This window comes from Vibrio sinaloensis (genome assembly GCF_000808535.1).
GTDB lineage: Bacteria > Pseudomonadota > Gammaproteobacteria > Enterobacterales > Vibrionaceae > Vibrio > Vibrio sinaloensis_D.
This window is the reverse complement of the sequence record NZ_JWLV01000001.1, coordinates 821,387-842,116: the sequence shown is the minus strand read 5'-3', so window position 1 is coordinate 842,116 and position 20,730 is coordinate 821,387. Positions and strand designations below refer to the sequence as shown.

The following is a 20,730-nucleotide window of genomic DNA, read 5'->3' as shown; positions in this document are numbered from 1 at the left end:
CGCGAGTTAGACTTTGAATCGCTTCACTAGGGTTCGTTGGTTCTGCGCTAATTGCGCCAGAGCGTCACTGACCGATGCAGCACCCTGTGCTTCGACCTCAGTTTTCGACGCAATCTCTGAAATTTCGTTGATACTTTGAGCAATTTCTTGGCTCACTTTTATTTGTTCTTCAGACGCGTGAGCGACTTGAATGCTCATCTCTTTGATGGTTCCCATTCGTTCGACAACGGTTTGGAGCGTTTTGTCTGTCACTCTATTTTGCTCAACACACTGCTCGGTTTTTTCTTGGCTGGTGTTCATAACGTCCACCACTTCGTCTGAACTTGATTGCAGACGCTCTATCATCGCTTGAATCTCAACGGTCGATTGTTGGGTGCGATTGGCCAGCGTTCTGACTTCATCAGCGACAACCGCAAAGCCTCTGCCGTGTTCGCCTGCTCGAGCCGCTTCTATGGCGGCATTGAGCGCGAGTAAGTTGGTTTGGTCAGCGATGTCACGAATCACATCCAGTATGCTGCCAATGTTGCCGGAGTATTGATCCAACTTCTTGGTAATGTCGGTGGCGGTGTTGATGGAATCCAACAGCTCCTCGACCAGCGTTAATCCGCTTGCCACTTGCTGGCGACTCATCAGGGTACTCTCATTTGCCTGTTCGACTTCGTTTTGCGATTGCTCCGTTGACCGATGCACTTCAGTCACACTGGTTTCCATTTGTGAAATTGCGGCGGCGACCATGTCGATTTGTTGAACTTGGGAGGACACTCGGCTCATGGTGGAATCACTGATCTGCGAGGCTTTGGTTGCTTGCGTTGCCAAATCTTTTGAACCTGTGTTGATTTGGCTAAGTAAGTGCTTCATTTCGCCGACCAGTTTGTCGATAGAGTGGGAGAGTTCACCGAACTCACAGTTAGATTCATAACGGACTTTGTGGGTCATGTCCCCCTCGCGCATCAAACGCAACACGCGGTTGATAAGAGTGAGTGGTGTGTGAATGGCTTTGGCGGTGAGATAGCCAATAAGCATAGCCACAAGCGCAGAGATTACAGTGAGGATCACAATTAAACGCTCAGCAGAATAGACTGACTGCTCAGTGGCGGTTTTGGCGTTGTCTACCGCCGTCAAAGCATTGTCAGCGAGGCGATCAAACGCTTTCTCTAAGGTGCGTGATTTTTGTTGAACTTGTCGAATAAGCGCTCGAATCTCTTCTTGTTGATTCTTGACCGTGAGCATTAAGGGCAACATGCCTTTTTCTGACACTCCGGCGATTTTTAGCTTTTCAACCACAGTGTCGAACCGTTTGATTAATCCTGCGCTGAGTTTGACGTTTTGTATACCATCCTTCGCTAGAGTGGTGTTGCGATTGAAGTTATCGATCAGCTTGACCAGATCCATATCGGGGTTGGCGGCTCGCAGTGTTCTAAGGTCTCGCTTTATGCCGCTGGTTAGGCGGTCGACTTTGTTGCTCTGCGAGCGGCTTTTACTGAGCTTTGTGAGCAGCTGTTGAGTGACTCTTTGAAAAGCATCTTCAAATTTCACAAACTCTGCCTGAGCGAGATAGAGATTCTGCTGAGCATAAAGTGATTCGTTATGTAGGTTCATGATGCGCTGTGCATCTTGATAAAAGGAGGAGGTGAGTGAGGCAATGTTGCCACTGGAGGTCGACTGCTCATCGTTGAGTTGTTTGAAAATCGACTCAAACTCCTTTCGCTCGTTGTCAAACGACGCTTTGATGGCTGGGAGCGCGTCAATATCTTCAAAAGTGAGGTACTCGAGTAGCAATCGTTGACTGTTCAAAATAGAGGTACGAAGCTGTGAACTTTTCACCAACTGGGGTGTTGCGATTTGCGTAATCGAGCCGATATTGGCATCGACTTTGGTGAGGTTAACGTAACTGAAAACGCCTAGCGCGGCTAAGAGGATAAACATACCCAAATAGCCAAGAATCGTTCTTTGAACAATGTTGAGCGATATTTTCATCGGTTCATTTACGCCTAGTAAGGAAACTAATAATAAACCTAGACCAAAAGCAGTAAATCTGCTGTTGGTTATCGTCTTTTTGTTTAATTGATAGAGAGGCTAAAGGGCAGCTTTGAGGGTAATTACTTGTTTTATATTGGGTTTAAAATATTAGTTTTCACTAGGGTCTGTTGACCTTTCGCGGTTAAATTTTGTTCGAGATAAAATCGTTTTAGGCGCGGCAAGGGGTGTGTAGCCTAGTCATTCTAAGTAAATACCCCTTAACAAAGCATAAAACGATTTTAGCTGAACCCTTCGGGCAGCGTTTGTGGTTCATTTCTACTGCGTTATCGGCTTTTCATGTAGGCTAGCTACACTTCAAAGCCTCTGCCTTGTATAAATTTCCCACAAACTGCTGCAAAAATCAGCTCGAAAGATCAACAGACCCTAAAGTTTACGTTGATAAAAAAGCGAGCCACCCAGTTCTCCCCCGAATAACTGGATGGCTCGCGAAGCTAACTCGTGACGATTATTGAGTTAGGAGTTGGTGTTTTGGAATACACACCTTTATTTTTTTAATCTGATTATCACGCTCAAACAGGTGCTGGCTTATCGATTCGCTCAGCAGTAAGCCCTCGATGTTTTCAACCTTCCCATCTGTGAAGAAGCAGCTAATGGCGGCACGGTCTGACAACTCATAAACAAAAGGCACTTGGCAGTAGGTAAATGCCAACTGATTCTCATCAACTTTGTAGCTGCATCGCTCACCCAACACGTTCAAACAATCAAACTGAGTCGCTTGAGAGAGAAACTCTTGTGGCGATAGCAGTGTTGGGTTGATGCCAATTGCCCCATTTTCCACTTCAATCCCCAGTTCTGTGAATCGAGTGATGACCTCTTCTTTTACCTGACCAGTCATCCCCGGTTGCTGAGCGCCGGCTTGTTTTGGCGTATGGGAGTACGGATCGGTTGGGAAGGCGCCGTAGTTATCTGGCGTTTTATTGAACCCAATACCGGCGCGAACTTGATAATAGTAGTGCGCTAATTGAGCGGTTTCTTTACTGCTCGGATCGAGATCGCGCGCGGCGAGATAGTTTTCCTGCACCGCCAGAAGTAGTTTTGACACCATATGCCAGTAGATACAGCCCAGACCTTCATAGCCAAACATGGTGCCAGAGCGCCCAGTAAAGGCTTTATGATTGAAGACTTGTTCGTAGAGGTTATGAACCGACTCTTTCTCTTCTTCCGTCAGTGCTTTGTACTGATTGCTATCGATGCTGTTGAGCGCCGCAGTAAGGAACTCGGCATTTTCAAAAGCGGGGTTGAAGTGGACCGCGCCTGTTGCGTCTTGATTCACAATGCGTTGGTCTCCCGCTTTGAGCATGGCAGACAGCAGTGTCGATTGGGCAATCTGGTCCGCAGTGATTTGGTTTTTCTCCATGAAGCTTGGCAGATCGCGATCTGGGTAGAGCATAAAGCTGCGTTGATCGTCGCGATACATTTCGCTGGCAAAGAGGTTATCCAGCAATTTGACCGCCTCCTTCGGTGAAAGTACGCCTGAGCTGAGCACCGCGACTTGACCTTCAAGCATCGGGTACAGCTCTTCAATATTAAGAGTTTCGCCGCTGTAGGTGACGATGTTGTAGGCGTTGTACAAACCGTCTTGGCGTAAGTTGCTTTGAATGCTGGAGTCGAGCACATCAAGGCTGGTGGCCAGCATGTCGGAAATCGCGCTCACCTCGACTTGAGTCTTGCCCGAGAAACCTTTCATGCGGTAGACGCGGCTGCGGTAGAGTTCGAACGCTTTCTCTAACTGGGTCAGAATGGCTTTGCGCGTTTGGCGAGTTACGGTTTCTTGGCGAATCTCTTTGCTCGCGTCTTGCAGCACTTTATGAATCGAAAGCATCCAATCGAACACTTCTTTCGACATGGAGATCGAATCCGGTGCCGATTCCAGCAGCGCTTGGGTAAAGGCGACGTAGCGACGCATGTAGTAGAGCGTGACCATGGATAAGCCGTTACCCACGATGGCATTGTTGGCGTCGTTCCATTCCGGACGTTGAGTGTTCAGCCAAATACCGCCATCGAGCACGAGGTTGCTGAGTTTTGACAGCAGCGGAACCAAAATCTTTTCCGTCAAGTTGACCATGTAAACCTCATCGCCACCTTCCACGAGCAAGCGACCATCGCTGCCGAGCGCTTCGACACGTTGTTCAATCTCGTGTTGCAGCTCTTGGTCAAATGAGACCGTATCCTTCGGGTTCGCGAAGAGCTGCTCAACAGAACAGAGCTTGTAAGGGACGTTCGCGTAGCTGTAGATGTCGCTCGACAGTTGTTCAGTCAGCTGCGCACCCTGATACTTTTTCGCCAGCTCAAGGAACTTGAGTAGGTAGATGATCTGGTGATCACCCCAGTAGCCGATGTTGCTCCAAGGATCGTCAGGCTCAAGCAGTTCCCAGTCGATGCCATCTTTCGTAATGCGGTAAGGGTTGTAGCCATCAATGGTTGAGGCATTCACAAACTTGGCGATAAAGGATTGAATGAAACCAGGGTAGCTCAAGGCGATCGCTTCCCAGTTCTGGAAAATGTCGCGCCAGTTACCTTGATATGAAAGTAAGCGCTCACCATTTTCATCTTTGAGTTTGATTTCGTAGTGGTTCCAAGGGCGACTTGGGTCACCGTGGCGACGACCAAACGTCAGCGGTAAGTACTCGTAACTGAGGCGGATAAGCTGTGGGTCTTGGCTGTTTTTCGCCGCGGAGATGAGCTCGGCGTGAGTAAAAGAGTCGGGCAGGTCGGCGAAAAAAGCGCTGTGTTTTGCGACTACTTTTTGGTTGGCGTTGCGCAGCGTCTTGAGTACATCTTGCTTATCTAAGTCGTAGTTGTTTTCAATCACACCGCCACGCATGTTGTTAAACAATACGTTCGCATAGTGGTGAACGCTGGTGTTCTCTTCGTTGGTCAATTGCCAAGCGTCCGCGCCCGACATCAACTTAACTAAGTCATTTTGGTTGTCGGCGATGCTTTGCTCGACGTTTAATCGCAGATCCGCAGGTTTGTCTAACAGGCTAATCAGTTCGCTGACCGCTTGATGATTCTTGTCGATGTCAGCAACGATCAACCAGCCTTGTTTTTCACCTGGAGCAAGAGAAAGTGTTTTGTGGATTAGATAGCTGCCGCGTACGCCTTTTGTTAGTGGCTCACTGTTGATTGATTGGCCTAGGCGAAACGCGTTCACTTGTTCGCTGCTCAGTAACAGCTGGTGGTCTCCCTGATCAAGCGCAAAGACGGTGGTCGCAAGGAGAGATTCGGCAGGCTCTGCGCGATCACTCAGCTTGGCGTACATGGTGTAAAGCGCAAGCGAGGACGCTTCAACTTGTTCGTTCCATTTGTAGGCATCGACCAAAGCGCTACGAGTTTGCAATGCCTGCAAAGGCGCCCCAGACGGCAGCAGGTTTTGTACCCCGTCGAGCACATCCATGTCACGAGTTTGGTCACTCAGGTTGGTGAACTCACACTGACGCACAAATCCGAAACGCTCGCTTGAACTCCAGCGGTAGCTGAATTTCAGTTGTAGAGAGTGGTTTATCTCTTCAAATACGATCTTGTCCCCGATGGTATTTTTGTAGAGATTACGCTCCGTTTGGTACAGACCATTGTGGTGTGGGTTAAACGGTTCCCAGAGCATAACGCCGTTGTCTTGTTTGACTCGAACGATGGTTTTTGAGCCAGTGTTATCGGCACTTTCATGAATGTGATCGACCGAGCGGTAAGGGAACAAGGCATTTTCTGGGCGAATGCGACCTGCGGAAAGCGCCCCCGTTGATGAGATAAACAGCCAGTGATCGCTGGCAGAAACCACACTGATAAAGAAGGGTTTCATCTGGTCAACGTTGCTGATTTTGTAAAATCGCTCACCGTCTAAGTCAACGAATTGACCGCCAACGGCTAAGTGAGATGGAGTAGCAAAAGTCATAATTTTTTCCTTGATACCTACATTTCGCTGATTTTGAGCAATAAGAACCGTAGCCAAGCTGTGAACCCCGGTTCTTTAAGCTTAGAGCGAAATGTCTGTTTAAATCTGTTTATCGTTATAGGTGATGGCAGCGCGCGTAATGGTCTGGCCCGACTTGGGTTGGCTCGGGCACGGACTGCGTACATTGCTCGGTCGCTTTTAGGCAGCGACTGGCAAACGGACAGCCGACACTGCTGGGTTTCCACAGTGGGATGTCGCCTTTTTTTGCCATTAACTCGCGTTTTCCTGAGTTGCCCACTTCCGGTACCGCAGAAAGAAGTAACTGCGAGTATGGATGCTGTGGATTTTGCGTCACGCTGTCGCTGTTTCCCCATTCCACCATGTGCCCGACGTACATCACGGCGGTCTTTTCCGCGAAGTAACGCGCGGTAGCGATATCGTGGGTGATGTACATAAATGAAATGCCGTGTTTGTCTTTAAGATCTGACATCAAGTTCAAGATGCCGAGTCGAACCGACACATCGAGCATTGAAATTGGCTCATCGGCAAGGATGACCTCGGGATCGACCGCAATCGCGCGGGCAATCGCGACACGTTGGCGTTGACCGCCACTTAGCTCATGTGGGTACTTTTCTGCCGTCTCTTTTACTGGTGACAGACCGACCAAGTCGAGCAACTCATACACCAGTTGTGGGATCGCTTCTTTGCTCGCACGATTGTGAATCATCAAAGGGCGAGCGATGTGATGATAGATGGTATGAACAGGGTTTAATGAGCCAAATGGGTCTTGGAAGATCATCTGCACTTGGCGTGCGTATTCAAGCTCACCATGCTCTTTGATGTACTCGCTGAGCTCTTGGCCTTTAAACTCAACATTACCGCCAGTTTTATCATAGATACGAGTTAAGACGCGTGCGCCAGTACTTTTTCCTGAGCCAGATTCACCAACAATGGCCAGTGCTTCGCCTTTACGCAGCTCAAACGATACGTCGTTTACGGCGCGCATTAGATTGCTTTTCACTGACTGACCGAGTGGAAAGTCTTTGACCAAGTTTTTTACCGAGAGAATGACCTCAGGATTTGTTGCGTTTTCCATGTTTTCTCTCCTGTTAAACAAGGTGGCAAGAGACTAAGTTGCCGTTGTTGACACGCGCCAATACAGGTTCTGCCTGTTTGCACTGGGCAAAGCAGTCGTTGCATCGTTCTTGGAAGTTACAGCCTTGTGGAATTTGCAGTAAGTTCACTGGGTTACCCGGGATGCCGTACAAGCGCTCTTTTGGTCCGTGAATGGTTGGGAACGACGAAATCAGTCCTTTGGTATAAGGATGCTGAGGGTCACCAAAAACATTCTGGGCATCGCCAAGTTCAATCAGATTGCCTGCGTACATCACGCCAATTCGGTCTGCAATTTCACCCATCAAGCTCAAGTCATGGCTGATGAACAGAATCGAGAAACCAAATTTGCTCTTAAGCTCATACAGTTCGTTGAGGATTTCGCGCTCGACCACCACATCAAGCGCGGTGGTTGGCTCGTCCATAATGATCAGTTTTGGCTCAAGGGCTAACGCGACTGCGATCACCACGCGTTGACGCATCCCGCCACTTAATTGGTGTGGGAAGCTCGCCATACGGTCGCCATGTATGCCCACCACGTTTAGTAGCTCTACGGCACGGTCATACGCTTGTTTGTATGGAATCTTACGGTGAGCAAGAATGACGTCAGTTAACTGCTCGCCAATGGTAATCACAGGGTTAAGTGAGTTCATCGCACTTTGAAACACCACCGAGACGTCGTTCCAGCGGAACTTACGTAGCTGGCGATCATTCATCTTCAACACATCTTGGCCGTTGTAGATGATCTCACCCTCGGAAATTAGCGCGGGCGCTTTGTGCAAGCGAGAGATCGCAAACGCGAGTGTGCTCTTGCCGCAGCCGGATTCGCCTGCAATACCTAAGGTTTCACCCGGTGCTATGGACAGGCTGACGTTGTTTACCGCGCGAGCTACGCCATTTGGAGAGACATAGTCAACGCATAGATTATTGATTTCTAGTAACTTGCTCATCTTAGACCTCGGCGTTTATCGGCTTCTTTTTTCAGTTTGTGCCACAGCTTGATGTGCGGACCGGTACGAAGTTTCGGGTTGCTCACTTGGTCAATCGACATATTGACGAGCGCAAGCGCACCGCCGGTAATTGCCAATGCCATCGCTGGTACCAGCATTTCCCACCACGCTCCGGTGTACAGCGCTGACGAGGTTTGTGCCCAGTAGAGCATGGATCCCCAGCTCACTTCGGTTGCATCGCCCAAACCGAGAATGCCTAGCCCCGCTTCTGAGCCCATTGCGTAGATAACCGTGCCTAGGAAGCCGCCAAACACAATTGAGACAAGGTTTGGCAGGATCTCAACGAGGATGATGCGGATTTTGGATTCGCCCATCACTTCCGCAGAGATGATGAACTCCTTATTACGAATCGCCATGGTTTGCGAGCGTATGACCCGCGCCCCCCACGGCCAGGAGGTGATCCCGAGGAGGATGGTTATCACCAGAGACCCGACTTGACCTAAGAACGCGGCCAGAACAATCAACAATGGCAATTGAGGGAAGACCAAAAAAACGTTGGTTAAAAAGTTCAAACGGTCATCAATTTTTCCACCAAAGTAGCCTGATGAGACGCCAATGATCACCGCAAGGCTCATGGCAATGATGCCCGCAGAGATTGCCACAGTTAACGATTTACGTGCGCCATAGAGCACTTGGCTGTAAACGTCGCGTCCGCTACGAGTGGTGCCAAGCACATGCTCTGCGTTGGGGGCGACATGTGGTCTTGCGACCCGTTTTTCTGGGTTATGCGTTGCCAATACTGGAGCAAAAATAGCGCCAGCCAATACAATAGAGAGTAACAGGCCGCCAATGATGGCTGGTGGGTTGCCATAAAAGAAAGCGTACACTTTGCCGAGCGATTTCTTGATTCGTCGCCACGAAAACTTTGATTCACGTTTTGTCAAAGCGTGGGCGGACGATGAAGTCGTGTTAATGAGTTTGTCCATGATGCACCTTAATTCGAAATACGTGGATCGAGCCAAACGTAGAGTAAGTCAGCGATGAAATTCGCAGTCAGAACCGCTGACACCAGAATGAGTAGAATGGCTTGAATAAGTGGGTAATCGCGCGCCACAATGCCTTTTAGCAAGATGTTGCCAAGTCCTTGGTAGTTAAATACCACTTCGGTCATGATCGAGCCTGCAAACGAGAAACCAATCGCCATCGCAATGGCTGTTGCGACAGGAAGGATGGCATTGCGTCCAGCATAGCGAGACATGACGCGGTAGCTGCTTAACCCTTTCGCTTCCGCCATGGTGACGTAATCTTCGCCCAAGACGTTGATCATCGCGTTACGCATGTTAAACACCCATGTTGAGATTCCGACGATCACCATCGAACCAACGGGTAATACGGCGTGTTTCGCGACACTGGAGATAAACTCCCACGTAAAGCCGGGGTCGAGTGCTGGGTCATAGGTGTAGGCGAGGGGAAGCATCTCGAGTTTTAAGCCAAAGAAGTAAAACAGCAGCAGCGCAGTAACGATGTAAGGGAAGTTACTGATGAACGCGAGAACCGGTGGTACTACCTGACCAAAAAAGCCTTCGCGTCGGTAAGAGGCATAAGTACCAATACTGACACCGATGATAAGCGCGACAATCAAAGAGCCCAAGGCTAAGAACATGGTCCAAGGTAGGGCGTTGGCGATCACTTCAGAGACACTCACAGGGAACATCAGCACGGAAGGGCCAAGATCGAGGGTAAAAACACTTTTTATGTAAGCGATGTATTGCTCGAAGATGTTGCCATCCACAAAGCCATACATTTCGCGCACCGCATCCATTTGCGCAGGATCCATTCGACCTTGGGCTGCAGCAAACAAGGCATCCACGGGATCTCCGGGCATTAACCTTGGCAACATAAAGTTGAAGGATATGGCAATAAGAAAAGCGGTGAAATAAAAGCCAAATCGGCGAACTAAAAACGACATAACGAACCTTTTAACCTAGGAGCCTAACAACTTAGGCTCCTTATAATTGCTAGTGAGAGAGATTATTTAAGGTGTAAGTTGTTCAAAATAATCACGCGCTTACCGCCGTCGTACCAAACTGGTTGAACGTATGGGTCTTTTTCGTTCGGCCAACCCACCACTTTCTTGGTGCTGTATTGGAACCATGTCGGGTTTGAGAACAGTGGGATAAATGGCATGTTTTGAGCTGTGTATTCTTGCAACTCAGAGATCACCGCTTCTTGTTCTTGGGCATCACCAATCTTGCCGAAACTGTCGATCAGCTTGTCGATCTCTGGTGAGTTAATGCCGTGACCCGCGTGCCATGTTTTACCAATGCGCGACGTTGAGAAGTACTCTTGGTAAGCTAAGATTGGGTTGGTTGCCACCATCGACCAGTTAATCGACATGGTGTAGTTGCTCTCTTTAAGATTCTTGTCATACACCGCCCAGTCGACCGTCTTCACATTGGCTTTAATGCCCACCTCGTCGAAGTATTCGGTGACCATTTGCACAACTTGAATCCAGTCGGTCCAGCCGTTCACCACTTCAATATCGAAAGAAATATCTGAGCCGTCGGCATTGTCGCGGTAGCCGTCGCCGTTTTTATCGACCAGTCCTGCTTCATCAAGCAGTGCTTTTGCTTTGTCTGCGTCGTAGCGCGTAAGGTAGCCGTACTTGTCGTTCACGTTTTTATCAATGTGCGTTTTATACAGCTCTGCGATGCCACCTGGGTTGTAGTTGGCTGTTGGGTAACCGTAAGCGGCGATATCAACAATTGCTTCACGGTCTAGCGCCATTGAAAGCGCCTGACGAACGCGAAGATCATCAAATGGCTTTTGCTTGGTATTTACGTAAAGGTGGATCGCGTCGTTTGCTGGGTACCAGAAGTGGTTGTTCGCTTTATCTTGAGCCACGAAGGTCGACTCAACGTCGGCAATAAAGTTGGAGCCCCAGTCAATTTCGCCTTTGATCAAAGCAGGTTGAATTTGTGAGTTGTCGTTGTACGAGCGGAAGTTGACACAATCTAAGTAAGGACGACCTTCAAGGTAGTAATTTGGATTGCGACACAGTTCCATTTGCTGAGGCTTGAGGTATTTCACCACCGTCATTGGGCCGCTACCAACAGGGTTAGGGTTGGTAAATGTGGTGAGGTCATCAACTTTTGACCAGATGTGTTTTGGAACAATGTGGTAACGCTCTAGATTCCAAGCGAATGTTGAATCGGCTTTCGCTAGCTCGAAAACCACCGTGGTTGCATCTGTCGCTGTGATGGTTTGCAAGTTCTTACCCGACCAAATCCCCTTTTGGTCAAAGGCAGGCGCCTCTTTCGTAAGCATGAAGCTGTAGACTACGTCTTGCGCAGTTAACGGCGTACCATCAGACCATTTCAAGCCCTTTTTAAGTTTTAGGGTGATCGTTTTAAGATCATCAGAGTAGGTAAATGACTCGGCTAGGCGGAAGTCTGTTTCGCCGGTCATATTGTTGAAGACCATAAGTGGCTCAAACATGATGCCGTGGTACAGGTCTTTGGTGGTGTATGGGTTGAAGTTTTCCACAAAGCCTGTGTTGATGATTGGAACCGTCAGTGTTCCACCTTGCTTGATGTCTTCCGCTTGAGCCGCCGTTGAAAGCAGCATGCTGGCAGCAATAGTCGCGAGCAGAGTTTTCTTATGCATCACATTGTCCTTATTTCATTATTGGTTTGATTCATCCCCCGGAAGCGTTTTTCTTAAAAGAAAGCGCTTTCTTGAGGTTGTTTTAGCTTCATGAAGTCATGAATACAAACTTTTGTGTTCAAAATAGACCTTGGATCACAGATCATTGCTTTGTGCCAAGATAATGAAATTAGAATGAGATTTGATTTATTATTCAATATAATCAGTAATTTAAAGTGATACTCCGCGTTTTTACTGTTAGTGTCCTTGAGCGTTTTTATGCTAGCTTGCTACAACAGGCAGGGTGAAATAAACGACATTTTTAGATGTCGATCACTCTTTTCTATGTGTTAAATTTGCGGATCTTCACAAATTTTACCAAAATTAAAGAAACCGCTTTCTTTGGTGGGGCAAAAAGGAAATTCTTAGCACTTCTGTCGTGCACTTAGGGGAATCTCGTGATCACTTTTTGGAACGGAAATAAGTCTGTTGCTAGGCAAGAATATGAGTATCAATTATTCGAGCTGTTGGCCACAGATAGCAAGGAATTAGAACCAATACATAACGACCTTACCGACTATCCCGCTGCGGAAGATGAAGGCGCTGTGTTTGACAATGGTGCGGATGCGCTGGTGACGATTGCCGGAAACAAGAAGTTTGCTGGGAAACCCTTGATTGAAGTGAAGATTCCACTTTGTCGAGGGCTGCTTGGTTGGCGTTTAATGGTGGTTGCTCGTGAGCGTATCGACGAGTTTCGAGATTTAACATTAGCGCAGTTGAAATCTAAACGAGTGGGTGTGCCTGCCACTTGGGTCGATGCTGAGCTTTTTCGTGCCAACGGGTTTGATGTTGTTGAGCGCGGCTCGTTGGACGATATGCTAGGTTGGATCGAGCAGGGTGAGGTCGACTTTATGACGCTCGGAGTTAATGAAATCCATGACATTTTGGCTGACCCCAACCAGCAAAAGCGTAATTTAGCCATCGAGCCAACACTGGCACTCTATTATCCATTTCCAGTTGTGTTTTATGTGAACAAAAACGGGGCACAGTTAGCTGAGCGCTTAGGGCAACAGTGGCAGGAAAAACAGCAAATGGTGGCGGAGCATTTCTTCGCTCACTATGGGGAAGCAATCGCAAAAGCAGACTTGGCTCATCGTCAGGTGATGACGTTAACCAATCCTATGTTGCCAGAGGGGTATGAGGCGCTTGTTGAAGCGGACTTGTATCGGTTAACTGAGCCTTTTTGAGCCCACATGGGCATGTGAGAAAGCGGAGTGAATCCGCTTTTTCTCGACGATAGTTCTAAGTGGACGACGGCTCTGATTGAATCGGTTATCTATCGCTATGACGAGCCGATCATTTCCGGCGGTTATAGCGTGCCGACAGAGTCTCGCACAATGAGCTCTGGTTGAAGCTGCTTTTTCATATTCGCTGGATTGTCTTGCACAATCGCCAGCACACCTCTTGCCGCTTCCCTGCCCATCTCTTCGACTGGGAAGTTAACGGTTGTCAATCTAGGGCGAATGTGGGCGCTGTGGTAATCATTGTCAAAGCCTACCACAGACAAGTCTTTGCCTATGGTGATGTTGCGTTCAGCGGCAACGTCATACACCGCAAGGGCAATGTTATCGTTTTGGCAGAAGACCGCGGTGATGTCTGGGGCGCGATCCAAAAGGCGTCGAGTGCGTTCATGGTTGCCATTATGGTCAAATCGCCCTTCAATCACATAGGACGGATTATAGGTGATCCCCGCTTCTGCAAGGGCTAGACGATAGCCTTGCAGTCGGTCTCGGCTATCCCCTTTACTGAGTTGACCCGTAATACAAGCGATTTTCTGATGGCCTTTGTCGAGTAAATGCTTGGTTGCAAGATAGCCGCCCAACTCGTTGTCGATAAAAATGCAGTTGTCAGCAATATCTGGGATAAAGCGATTCAAAATGATGGTCGCAGGGGTCTCTTTGACTACCTCAATGAGTTCGTCGTCAGAGAGTTTGTCTGAGTGCAAAATGAAGCCATCTACGCGTTTAGAGCGCAAAAATTCAATCGACTCGCGCTCTTTGGTGTGAGACTCCTGACCGCTAGTCACAATCAAGTGATTGTTGTTACGGCGAATAGTGTCTTCCGTGTGGTGCATTAACGGACCATAGAAGGGGCCATCTAACGAGCCCACAAGCATGCCGATGCTGTTAGAACGACTGGATGCTAATGCCTGAGCAAATGCATTGGGCTTGTATCCGAGTTGCTCAATCGCAGCAAACACTTTCTTACGGTTCGCTTCTTTCACAGTCGGGTGATTGTTAATTGCACGAGAGACAGTTGCTTGGGAAACTTTGGCCAACTCTGCGACTTCTTTTATTGTAATCAAGGCATTAACTCTTTTAAAAAGGGTGTCGTTATTCGTTTACGAGTGCATGGTGTTTTACTATTTACTCGCTTTTCTTGGAGGACTCTACATTTATCTCCATTTTACCCCATAAATGTGAGCATAAACCAAAGAAAGCGCTTTCAATATGATTTGGATCTCGTAATGTAGGGGTGTTCTGTTGGCAAAATCGCCATATTCCAATGTTATTTCTAAGTCATTGATCAAATTAAGCGCAGTAGTATTGAGCAAAGACAGTCGAATGACAACTGGATATCATCAGGTGAGTGTTTAACAAAATTTACAAGAAAGCGCTTTCCTGTGTCAGATGATGAAATAGTGGAACGATATGGAAATGCACCCTATGCAAAAATTCAAACTTAAAAATAGTGCTCTACTGGTCTGTTTGCCTTTATTACTTGCTGGCTGTAACTCAGAACTGTTGGAGGAATCGAGCTCGACACCTGATAACACTGAGCGAGTGACGCTTGCTGCTCAACCTGCCCCTGTTGCCCCTTATCCCAATATCTATGGTTATGACGCTGCGGCGAGTCGTGCTGCGGGCTCTGATTTTCTGCTTGGCAATCCGGATTATCAGGCTATCTCTTACGGATCATTTCGCAAAGCGGTCCGTGACAGTGGCGACAATGCGCCGTCTATTGAGGAGATAAAAGAAGATCTGCTGTTAATGGAAGCGATGGGAATCAAGATGATTCGTACCTATCACACGCAAGATTTCATTGATACCGAGCGAGTCCTTGCTGCGATTGATGCTTTCATGAATCCCGCGTCTCCGGACTATCGTGAAGGGTTCAAAATGTTTGTCATGTTGGGGATCTGGGTCGATGCAGTCAATGCTTGGGGTGGTGGTGACATCGATAGAACCCAAGGCAGTGCGACCAGCGAAGCGGAAATGGACAAGGCGATTGAACTGGTCAACCTCTACCCCGAAATCATCAAAGTGCTCGCTGTAGGGAATGAATCTATGGTCCATTGGGCGAACTATCATGTTTCCCCAACCGTGGTAACAGGCTATGTGAATCAACTTCAGGCTCTCAAAACGGCTGACTTTACCAAGGGTTATGATGACTTGGTTGATGAACTTCCTGCGGACGTTTGGATTACCAGTTCGGACAACTTTGCAGTTTGGGCGGGGCAAGGCGATTATGCTGGCGATGACTATAAAGCACTTATTGAAGCGGTCGACTATGTTTCGGTCCATTCGTACCCATTTCATGATACCCACTGGAATGGCGACTTTTGGGCGGTACCGTTGGATGAACAAGACTTGCCAAAACAACAGCAGCTTGAGGCCGCCATGGAAAGAGCGCAAGCGCACTTCTTAAGTCAGGTCAAAATGGTTCAAGACAATGTGAATGCCATTGATGCAACAAAACAGATTCATATCGGTGAAACCGGTTGGTCAACCGTGTCGAGTGACGGGTTCGGGGCGACAGGAACCAAGGCATCGGACGAATACAAACAGAAACTGTATTACGACGGGTTGAGAGAGTGGTCAAATGAGTTTGGTGCCTCGCTGTTTTTCTTTGAAGCGTTTGATGAGCAGTGGAAAGCGGGTTGGGAACACGCCGATGGCAACCATTCTGAAAAGCACTTTGGCATGATCGATATGAATGGCCAAGCGAAGTACCTGCTTTGGGATTTGGTTGATCAGGGAGCGTTTGATGGCTTGACTCGCGGTCAAGATGGTGATGGAAACCCGATTGCGATCAGCAAAACTTACGCAGGCAACCTTGATGCTCTTATGCTCGATGCTCAGCTACCACCTTACGAAGAAGCACCAGTGAACAGCGACAGTTATTCAGTGATTGATAGCGCATTAGCTGACGGAATCAATCTCTATTGGTGGGGCGGGAACTCGGGAATCTATCTCAGCGAATCAGGCTCATCAATTATGGTGACAGGGGGTGCAGATAACTTCCCTGGCTGGTGGGGAGCGGGGGTTCAGCCTAGCGTTGAAGCCAATCTAACGGGATTTGAACAGGGCAGCTTACATTTTGATATCAAAGCGACGCAATCTCTAACGGATGTGACGTTCAAACTGGGCATGCAAACGGCAGGATCTGGCACCGTTAACCACTTCGTTCAAGTGGGCGGGAACACGGCGTACCCAATCTCTACCGAAACACAAAGCTATTCCATTCCTCTGTCACAACTTGCCAATTATGAGCAAATGGACCTTAGCGCCGTAGTGGCATTGATGTTCTTCCTTGGCGAAGTGGACGGAGCGGGAGAAAACTACATTCCAGATGGCGTAACGGTCGAAGTCAGCAACGTCTACTACTCGAAATAACACCCATGATGTTTTAGGCGATAGGGCTTGGGTCCTATCGCACGTTAGAAAGGATAATTATGTTGGATAAAACACCGATTACTCAGCTTATGCTGACTGCAATTGCGGGCTCGATCATTGCGGGATGCGCCAGTACGACAGACACCCCAGATGCGTCATTTATCACGGGTAAAAAGCCAGTGGCGTTGAAGCAAGAGACGATAACGCCGAGCGAAAAATGGCAGCTTGCGTGGCAAGATAACTTTGATGGCGAGCGTATTAACCCTCGCTACTGGTCGTTTGAGCAAAATTGCTGGGGCGGCGGTAACAATGAACAACAGTGCTACACAGACCGAGAGCAAAACGCCTTTGTTAAAGACGGTTTTCTTCATATTGTTGCGCGCAAAGAGTCATTTACCGGACCTGATAACCCTGACGGCATAAAGGGAGGCGCGACGAAAACCTTGCCCTACACATCGGCAAGGCTGAGAACCAAAGGCAAGCGTGACCAAAAATATGGTCGTTTCGAGATTCGCGCCAAACTGCCATCTGGGCAAGGTACGTGGCCCGCGATTTGGATGCTGCCGACACATAGCAAATATGGCACTTGGGCCGCCTCGGGAGAGATCGACATTCTTGAAGCGGTCAACCTGAACACTCAATCCGATGCGCCAGGCGCGAAACCGGGTGACGCAGAAAACCGAATTCATGCGACACTGCATTACGGTAAAGCGTGGCCAGATAACGTGCACAGTGGGTTGGGCGTCACCTTACCGAATGGGATTAACCCAGCCGACGATTTCCATACTTACGCTATTGAATGGGAAGAGGGCGAAATTCGTTGGTATGTAGACAACATTCACTATGCAACGCAAACCCATGAAGGTTGGTACGCTCAGTATGAACAAGATGGGCAGTTGGTGAATGCCGACACGCTTGCGCCATTCAATGAGAAGTTTCACTTATTGCTCAATGTCGCTGTTGGTGGTTCTTGGGCGGCCAATGCGAATGAAAAAGGCGTTAATAGTGACATTTTCCCGCAAACCATGTTGGTTGATTATGTCAAAGTGTACCGCTGCTCAGTTGACCGCTGGAAAGGGAAGGGCTGCGCTGCTACTTCAGAAAACGCCACTTTGGTAAAAGGAAATCAACCACCTGCTATTTTGGTTCAAGATGACAGCTATGCGAATGGACCCGAGTTGATAATATTTGAGGACTCACTCAATACCAGCTTAGCTTATGGCAGTTATGACCCGGCTGATATTGTGGAACACGCGGAGGTTGATGAACCGAGCCGAGGCAAGGTGTTGTCTATCTCGAAACTCAATGGTGGGGGTAACCTCTACTTCCGCTCACCAAAGACCGATTTGTCTTCTTGGTTGGAATCGGGGGTACTGAGCTTTGACGTTAAAGTCGAGAGCATCGGTGCCGGTGTGGAGTTGGTCGTGAAGATGGACAGTGGTTGGCCTGCGACCAGTGATATTACAGTTCCTCTGGATGGAACGAGCGATTGGCAAACCATCTCAATCCCTGTTGCCGATATCATTGCAGGGGGCAATCGCTATGTTTCCGGTAGCGCCGATCCCGCCAACATCAATAACTTGCTGGTATTTGAGCCGACCGGAGAAATGAGCATATTGCTGGATAACATCCGAATGACCAAGTAATCGCTGCTTGGCTCTTCAACCAACCCGTAAAATACCGCGCCTGATGCGCGGTATTTTTGTTCCTGAGCTTCTTATCATCAGATTGGAATTTGTGATCGATCTTAAAAGAAAGCGTTTTCTTTGTGATTTAAATAACTTTTTGTAGGGGTTGAGGGTGGGTATTCTGTCCTCAATCCAAACATGAATAGCAACTCTGTCTTCATTTGAGTCTGTATCGCTCTATTGAATGCCCTACGCTTTTGAATGCTGCTTATTTTTGGATTTTTATATCAAAACAAAAGAAAGCGCTTTCTTTGGCGCGAAATAACATGGAGTTACTATGAAACTGTCTAAGATTACTCTTGCTTGCCTTATCGCGACGACTGGAGTCACCTCACTACCTGCGTTAGCAGAAAAATCCGAAGGATTCGAATTTCACGGTTATTTCCGTGCGGGTGTCCTTTACAGCAAAAATGATGACTTCAAGCGTGCTAAGTTCCCTGCATCGAAAGAGCGTTTAGGTCGATTAGGCGTAGAATCTGATAGCCACTTTGAATTGGCACTGCAAAAGAACTTTGTCAACGACGCGGGCCAGCAGATCCGAATCAAAACCCGCGCTGCTGCGGATAACGCGCAATACGCGACTAACCAGTTAGGTGCAAACGCCGATGCCACCAACAGTGAAATTGGTATGGCGGAAACTTTTGTTGAGTTTGAAGGTGTCTCCGATACCGGCGTTGTATGGGGCGGTAAACGATTCTACGGCAAAGATAACTACATCTTTATGACCGACTTTTTCTACACCGATATGTCGGGTACGGGTGTGGGCATCGAAGGCGTGGAGCTAGGTGGCAACAAATGGGATTTCGCTTACATCGCGAGTGATGACTCTGGCGATACCGGCTTTTGGGGTGATGGCAACAACATCATGCACGCGTTCCACACTGGCGTGAACTTGGGTAGCGTCGAGCTGCATGCCATGGCGAAGTTTATGCCAGACAACATGATTGATTTAGGTTTTGGCGCGGGTGAAGAGGCCTTTGCGGAAAAAGGTTACGAGATGACAGCCATCGTTCATACCGACTCGGTATTTGGGTTGTCTGATAAAGGCTTTACCAAGTACATCGCCCAAGCGGGTAAAGGGTTGGGCTCGGGTAACCTGCTAGGTGGCACGATTACAACATACAATACTTACAAACCAGGCAGTGATTATCAAAGCTGGCTAACCACAGGTTCGGGCTGTGGCACTTCATGTGTTAAAGCGGTTGATGACAACGATACTTCTTTCCGCGCGCTCGCTTGGGGTGGCTATTTCTTCGATAACGGTGTGAACATCTTCCACTCGCTACAAACTCAATACAATGACTTTGACAATGGCGCGAGTGATGGTTGGGTGTCGGCGATGGTACGTCCTACCTTCCCTGTGTCTGACAACTTCTTTATCGCAACAGAAGCAGGCTACATGTTCAACTACGAAGATCGTAATGGCGAAAAAGCCGATTCTTACGATTACAAGTTAACTATCGCACCAACCATGGTTGTCAGCTCAGGCTTTGGTCCTAACCCAGAAATCCGCTTCCTAGCGTCATACCTTGACGGACAAGACCGTGATGGCAATGGCAAAGATGGCGACTTTATTGTGGGTATCCAAGCGGATATGTGGTGGTAATACACTGACGAGCGCAAATGTTGAAGGCGTCTTGTGGCCAAGAACAGGATGCCTTCCTTTTTCATACTATCCTTTTTCGTGTTGCAACTGTTCAGGCAAACACGTTCTGAAGACTTAGGGACTGCTCCTAACGCTCACTTAGCCGCTCATAGTAGCGGCTTTTTTTATTTCTTCTCGCGGGGTGAGATGAAAGCGCTGCTTGTAGCATTTTGAGAAGTAGTTGCTGTCATGAAACCCAGATTGTTCGGCAATCTGTTGCACCGAGGTGAGTTTCTCTTCCGTAATCAGCTTATGGGCGTAGGACATTTGCAGTTGGCGGACGTACTGGTTGGGGGAGCTGTTTAAATACTGTTTGAAAAGCCTCTCCAATTGACGCTGGCTGATAAATGCGGCATGAGCAATATGCTCAGGAGAAACCTCACCAGACGTATAGTGCTGCTCGATATAAACCATTGCGCGGCTCAATGCGTGTGTCGGTTTCGGCGCTGCCTCTTGCTGATCGGCGTAGATCCTTGCCAAGGTGATAATCAATTGCTGCATTAAGCTGTTGATCATCACTTCAAAGCCAGCTCGCCCTGTTTCGTACTCGACTCGGATCGATTCAAGAAGGTGTTTGATATCCGTCAGCTGAGCTTGGGATAGGGTCAACTTGGCTTGATAGTCAGTCGTTTGTCGCGCCAAAGGCTCAATGTTGAACAGCGCCTGGTATCCCGAAAGAGCACGCATAGAAGGAAGCTCGAAGAAAGGGGCGTTGGCATCAAACATCAAGTTAATCAGCTTGAGATCCTTGACGTCTTTGAAGCCGTGTTCTGTTTCGCCCTTTATAACAAATACATCCCCTGCGGTGAGCGGATATTGGTAGTTTGCCACCAAGTGTTTGCCACTTCCCTCAACCACAAGAAAAAGTTCAGAAAAGTCATGTTGATGCAGCGCGAAATCGGACTGATGGTCGCCATCGACAAAGGCAAAACTTAGATGTTGGTGCCGTTGGTGTGAGCTAAGTCTATATCGGATTGCCATGTCGTTAATTTCCTTATTTGTGTCGCTTTGTTAGGAGATAAGCGAACGCGGTCAGCATACTATGCTTTGTATAAGAAGCACAGTGAGTCACTCACATTGG

At 48.2% G+C, this 20,730-nt stretch carries 13 protein-coding genes; 4 read left to right on the top strand and 9 right to left on the bottom strand.

What is annotated here, in order from left to right:
* Positions 1-6 precede the first annotated feature (6 nt).
* From RJ47_RS03650 to RJ47_RS03620, 7 genes are all read right to left on the bottom strand, one after another.
* Positions 7-1,977, bottom strand: coding sequence for a HAMP domain-containing methyl-accepting chemotaxis protein (locus tag RJ47_RS03650; RefSeq protein ID WP_197058122.1), 1,971 nt, complete (start codon positions 1,975-1,977; stop codon positions 7-9).
* Between the two features lie 508 nt (positions 1,978-2,485).
* Entirely contained in the window at positions 2,486-5,932 is a 3,447-nt protein-coding gene (locus RJ47_RS03645; RefSeq protein WP_039481470.1) for a hypothetical protein, read from the bottom strand.
* Positions 5,933-6,047: 115 nt separating this feature from the next.
* On the bottom strand, positions 6,048-7,028 hold the full coding sequence (locus RJ47_RS03640) for an ABC transporter ATP-binding protein (RefSeq protein ID WP_038135361.1): 981 nt from the start codon (positions 7,026-7,028) through the stop codon (positions 6,048-6,050).
* A 13-nt stretch (positions 7,029-7,041) separates the two neighbouring features.
* A complete protein-coding gene (locus tag RJ47_RS03635; protein WP_005469434.1) occupies positions 7,042-7,995 on the bottom strand; it encodes an ABC transporter ATP-binding protein in 954 nt (317 codons plus the stop codon).
* Positions 7,992-8,981, bottom strand: a complete 990-nt coding sequence (locus tag RJ47_RS03630; protein ID WP_005469426.1) for an ABC transporter permease — start codon at positions 8,979-8,981, stop codon at positions 7,992-7,994. Before RJ47_RS03630 ends, RJ47_RS03635 begins: the two co-directional genes overlap by 4 nt.
* Positions 8,982-8,989: 8 nt before the next feature.
* On the bottom strand, positions 8,990-9,964 hold the full coding sequence (locus tag RJ47_RS03625) for an ABC transporter permease (protein WP_005469054.1): 975 nt from the start codon (positions 9,962-9,964) through the stop codon (positions 8,990-8,992).
* Between the two features lie 62 nt (positions 9,965-10,026).
* Complete coding sequence (locus RJ47_RS03620) at positions 10,027-11,661, bottom strand: ABC transporter substrate-binding protein (protein ID WP_039481467.1); 1,635 nt, start codon at positions 11,659-11,661, stop codon at positions 10,027-10,029.
* Positions 11,662-12,098: 437 nt separating this feature from the next.
* Between RJ47_RS03620 and RJ47_RS03615 the strand changes: the two genes are divergently transcribed.
* Positions 12,099-12,887, top strand: a complete 789-nt coding sequence (locus RJ47_RS03615; RefSeq protein ID WP_039481464.1) for a hypothetical protein — start codon at positions 12,099-12,101, stop codon at positions 12,885-12,887.
* A 122-nt stretch (positions 12,888-13,009) separates the two neighbouring features.
* On the opposite strand, the gene RJ47_RS03610 is transcribed toward RJ47_RS03615, so the two are convergent.
* Positions 13,010-14,005: a LacI family DNA-binding transcriptional regulator gene (locus RJ47_RS03610; RefSeq protein ID WP_039481461.1), complete on the bottom strand. Its 996-nt coding sequence runs from the start codon at positions 14,003-14,005 to the stop codon at positions 13,010-13,012.
* A gap of 361 nt (positions 14,006-14,366) precedes the next feature.
* On the opposite strand from RJ47_RS03610, the gene RJ47_RS03605 reads away from it, so the two are divergent.
* The 3 genes from RJ47_RS03605 to RJ47_RS03595 all read left to right on the top strand — a co-directional run bounded on the left by RJ47_RS03605 (position 14,367) and on the right by RJ47_RS03595 (position 19,610).
* Positions 14,367-16,316: a hypothetical protein gene (locus tag RJ47_RS03605; RefSeq protein WP_052237905.1), complete on the top strand. Its 1,950-nt coding sequence runs from the start codon at positions 14,367-14,369 to the stop codon at positions 16,314-16,316.
* Between the two features lie 59 nt (positions 16,317-16,375).
* Positions 16,376-17,962 (top strand): glycoside hydrolase family 16 protein, encoded by a 1,587-nt coding sequence (locus RJ47_RS03600; protein ID WP_039481458.1) that lies wholly within the window; start codon positions 16,376-16,378, stop codon positions 17,960-17,962.
* 319 nt (positions 17,963-18,281) lie between these two features.
* Positions 18,282-19,610, top strand: a complete 1,329-nt coding sequence (locus RJ47_RS03595; protein WP_039481455.1) for a carbohydrate porin — start codon at positions 18,282-18,284, stop codon at positions 19,608-19,610.
* 138 nt (positions 19,611-19,748) lie between these two features.
* On the opposite strand, the gene RJ47_RS03590 is transcribed toward RJ47_RS03595, so the two are convergent.
* Positions 19,749-20,630 (bottom strand): helix-turn-helix domain-containing protein, encoded by an 882-nt coding sequence (locus RJ47_RS03590; protein ID WP_039481452.1) that lies wholly within the window; start codon positions 20,628-20,630, stop codon positions 19,749-19,751.
* Positions 20,631-20,730 lie beyond the last annotated feature (100 nt).

Bases quoted from the DNA above. Each gene is read 5' to 3' on its own strand.
- RJ47_RS03650 (WP_197058122.1), bottom strand. From the start codon at position 1,977: ATGAAAATATCGCTCAACATTGTTCAAAGAACGATTCTTGGCTATTTG.
- RJ47_RS03645 (WP_039481470.1), bottom strand. From the start codon at position 5,932: ATGACTTTTGCTACTCCATCTCACTTAGCCGTTGGCGGTCAATTCGTT.
- RJ47_RS03640 (WP_038135361.1), bottom strand. From the start codon at position 7,028: ATGGAAAACGCAACAAATCCTGAGGTCATTCTCTCGGTAAAAAACTTG.
- RJ47_RS03635 (WP_005469434.1), bottom strand. From the start codon at position 7,995: ATGAGCAAGTTACTAGAAATCAATAATCTATGCGTTGACTATGTCTCT.
- RJ47_RS03630 (WP_005469426.1), bottom strand. From the start codon at position 8,981: ATGGACAAACTCATTAACACGACTTCATCGTCCGCCCACGCTTTGACA.
- RJ47_RS03625 (WP_005469054.1), bottom strand. From the start codon at position 9,964: ATGTCGTTTTTAGTTCGCCGATTTGGCTTTTATTTCACCGCTTTTCTT.
- RJ47_RS03620 (WP_039481467.1), bottom strand. From the start codon at position 11,661: ATGCATAAGAAAACTCTGCTCGCGACTATTGCTGCCAGCATGCTGCTT.
- RJ47_RS03605 (WP_052237905.1), top strand. From the start codon at position 14,367: ATGCAAAAATTCAAACTTAAAAATAGTGCTCTACTGGTCTGTTTGCCT.
- RJ47_RS03600 (WP_039481458.1), top strand. From the start codon at position 16,376: ATGTTGGATAAAACACCGATTACTCAGCTTATGCTGACTGCAATTGCG.
- RJ47_RS03595 (WP_039481455.1), top strand. From the start codon at position 18,282: ATGAAACTGTCTAAGATTACTCTTGCTTGCCTTATCGCGACGACTGGA.
- RJ47_RS03590 (WP_039481452.1), bottom strand. From the start codon at position 20,630: ATGGCAATCCGATATAGACTTAGCTCACACCAACGGCACCAACATCTA.